4 protein-coding genes and 1 pseudogene are annotated in these 2,780 nt (G+C 31.0%); 2 read left to right on the forward strand and 3 right to left on the reverse strand.

What is annotated here, in order from left to right:
• Together AADI82_RS14715 and AADI82_RS14720 are read right to left on the reverse strand one after the other, a co-directional pair.
• A pseudogene (locus AADI82_RS14715) lies at window positions 1-101 on the reverse strand (SAM-dependent methyltransferase); the annotation flags it as partial.
• A 1-nt stretch (window position 102) separates the two neighbouring features.
• Window positions 103-606 carry a DUF4920 domain-containing protein gene (locus AADI82_RS14720; protein ID WP_341217170.1) on the reverse strand — a complete coding sequence of 168 codons (504 nt, stop codon included), beginning with the start codon at window positions 604-606 and terminating at the stop codon, window positions 103-105.
• A 94-nt stretch (window positions 607-700) separates the two neighbouring features.
• Between AADI82_RS14720 and AADI82_RS14725 the strand changes: the two genes are divergently transcribed.
• Window positions 701-1,765 (forward strand): branched-chain amino acid aminotransferase, encoded by a 1,065-nt coding sequence (locus AADI82_RS14725; RefSeq protein WP_341217171.1) that lies wholly within the window; start codon window positions 701-703, stop codon window positions 1,763-1,765.
• A 163-nt stretch (window positions 1,766-1,928) separates the two neighbouring features.
• On the opposite strand, the gene AADI82_RS14730 is transcribed toward AADI82_RS14725, so the two are convergent.
• On the reverse strand, window positions 1,929-2,315 hold the full coding sequence (locus tag AADI82_RS14730) for a nucleoside triphosphate pyrophosphohydrolase family protein (protein WP_341217172.1): 387 nt from the start codon (window positions 2,313-2,315) through the stop codon (window positions 1,929-1,931).
• Between the two features lie 75 nt (window positions 2,316-2,390).
• Here AADI82_RS14730 and AADI82_RS14735 point away from each other — a divergent pair, with 75 nt between their 5' ends.
• Complete coding sequence (locus tag AADI82_RS14735) at window positions 2,391-2,576, forward strand: hypothetical protein (protein WP_341217173.1); 186 nt, start codon at window positions 2,391-2,393, stop codon at window positions 2,574-2,576.
• Window positions 2,577-2,780 lie beyond the last annotated feature (204 nt).

Consider the following 2,780-nt stretch of genomic DNA (forward strand, 5'->3'; position numbering starts at 1 on the left):
GCTTCTTGTATTGCACCGTGTTTAGAATGGTATTGCTCATTCCATTCCGGTAAATGAATGGTTGATGAGCCATCGGCCGTTATTACAATTTTGCGCTGCAAACTATTGTTTTAATAATACGCCGTCGGCTTCAAAAGAATAGGTTCTTTTAGGCTCAGTTATACTTGCAATTTCTTCGGCTGTTTTACCTCCGTCTTCAGCATAATGGCGTTGCTCATCAACTGATACCTCTTTTACAAAAGCTTTACCGTTTATAATAACTTCTTTTCCAGCAATGTCTTTAGGCATAAAAATAGCATAATCTTTAAATTTAACCATAACTTCTTCATCATTACCCAAATTCAAAGTCATCCAACATCCTTTTGCTTGACAAACCTTGTTTACAGTTGCTGTTATTTTAGAGTTTATACTATCTCCAATATTCATAGTTTTATAATGCGATGCCATAGATGCAGCTTCAATAGCATCATCAGCAATTATAGTATTTCCGAAAGATGTGTACTCTATTTTTTCAACTTCAACGAGTTTTTCTTGTGGTTTTTCATCTTTGTTTTTACAAGAATTTAACATAAATACACAGATAATTATTAAGGTAATTGATTTCATTGTATATAATTTTCAATTTTAAGCGATTTGTTACAAATATATCATTTTTTAATTACGTTTTTACTTAAATTTGTACCATAAAACAACTCAAATTATGAATGCTTTAATCAATGATATAGAGGTTATAAAAACAAAAACGACAAAAATTAATGATGTAGATTTTGACCATTTAAGCTTTGGAAAAACATTTTCTGATCACATGCTAGAATGTGATTATAAAGATGGTAAATGGCAAGCACCAAAAGTAGTGCCTTATGCGCCTATTACTTTAGACCCTTCTGCTAAGATTTTTCATTACGGACAATCGATTTTTGAAGGTATGAAAGCTTATAAAGATGAAGCTGATAATGTATTATTGTTTCGTCCTTTAGACAATTTTAAGCGATTGAACATTTCTGCAAAACGCCTTGCTATTCCTGAATTGCCAGAAGCTTACTTTATGGAAGGCTTAAAAGCACTTTTGAAAGTTGATAGCGATTGGATTCCTAAAAGAAATGGCAGCTCATTATACATAAGACCTTTCGTTTTTGCTACTGGCAAAGGCTTTCATGCATCGCCAGCAGACGAATATAAATTTATAATTTGTACCGCCCCTTCAGGTGCTTATTTTGCTGGAAAAGTAAAAGTTTTAATTGAAGAAAAATATTCGCGTTCTGCAAACGGTGGTGTTGGTTTTGCTAAAGCTGGTGGTAATTATGCTGGACAATTTTATCCAACGCAATTAGCCATTGAAAAAGGCTACCAACAAGTTATTTGGACAGATGACAATACACATGAGTATATTGAAGAAGCTGGTGCTATGAATATTTTTGTTCGTATAAATGATACTTTAATAACTGGACCAACTAGCGACAGAATTTTAGATGGTATTACCCGTAAAAGTATTATTGAATTAGCGAAAACTGAAGGTATTCCTGTTGAAGTTAGAAAAATAACAGTTAGCGAAGTTGTTGAAGCTGCTAAAAATGGTACATTAAAAGAAATGTTTGGTGCTGGTACTGCTGCCGTAATTTCTCCAATAGCTGGTTTTGGATATAAAGATGAAGATTTTGATTTACCAGAATTAGAAAACACCTATGCGAGTTCTTTAAAGAAACGCATTACAGATATTCAAACCAATAAAGCTGAAGATCCATTTGGGTGGCGTTATAAAGTTTAGTACTATTCCTAGCCTCTTCCAAGGGGAAGGGTTTTAAAAGCAATAAAAAAAAGAAACCAAAATTGGTTTCTTTTTTTTATTTAAACGTCAACCTGAACTTGTTTCAGATTCTTATCAACATGCGATTCTGAAATAAATTCAGAATGACGAAAAGGGATTATATCTATTTATCCAAAATAGCTTCAATATTTGGTTTAAAATAATTAGGCCCTTTTAACACTTTACCATCTTCACGATAAATGGGTTGTCCATCTTCTCCCAATTTACTCATATTACTGCGTTGAATTTCATCAAACACTTCTTCAATTTTATATTGCATACCGTGTTCAATAATAGTTCCACATAAAATATAAAGCATATCACCAAGTGCATCGGCAACTTCAACTAAATCATTATCATTTGCAGCTTCTAAATATTCTTCATTTTCTTCTCGCATCAATTTATAACGCAACATATTTTTAGACATTCCTAAATCTGCTTTTGGTGTTTCTCTGTGCCCTATTTTAAAAGCAGCATGAAAAGCTTTTACAGCTTCAATTTTGTTTTTCATAAATAAACTATTTTTTAATTTCCTTGAAGAAGGAAATCTTTAGTGTTTTCATTAAATTTGCCTAAAAATAATGATATGTTTAGTAAAGGTCAAATTGTTTTCGGTGTTTTATTTTTTATTGTCTTTGCTATCATTATTGGCTATACTTATCGCAAAGATTTAAACCTACATAAACGCTTTTATAAAGGAAGTATTTGGATTTTAATTGCCTTTATTTCTTTCATTCTATTTATTGTTGCTATTAAATTCTTTTTGAAGTAAAACTATCTCAGAACAAATATCTGAGTATTTAAATACTGATTATCAATTACTAACACTACATCTGTTTTTTTTGCTTTTTATCTGGCATATCTTTTTAACACATATTTTCTTTCTAAATTAATTGATAAATATACCCACTATTGGGTATTTTTTATTGTATTCTTTTTATTGAAGTTTGTAATATTATTAACCATAAAACCCTCA

The sequence above is a fragment of the uncultured Wocania sp. genome, assembly GCF_964021735.1.
Classification (GTDB): Bacteria; Bacteroidota; Bacteroidia; order Flavobacteriales; family Flavobacteriaceae; genus Wocania_A.

Coding starts and splice junctions, on each gene's coding strand:
- AADI82_RS14725 (WP_341217171.1), top strand. CDS start 701: ATGAATGCTTTAATCAATGATATAGAGGTTATAAAAACAAAAACGACA.
- AADI82_RS14730 (WP_341217172.1), bottom strand. CDS start 2,315: ATGAAAAACAAAATTGAAGCTGTAAAAGCTTTTCATGCTGCTTTTAAA.
- AADI82_RS14735 (WP_341217173.1), top strand. CDS start 2,391: ATGTTTAGTAAAGGTCAAATTGTTTTCGGTGTTTTATTTTTTATTGTC.
- AADI82_RS14720 (WP_341217170.1), bottom strand. CDS start 606: ATGAAATCAATTACCTTAATAATTATCTGTGTATTTATGTTAAATTCT.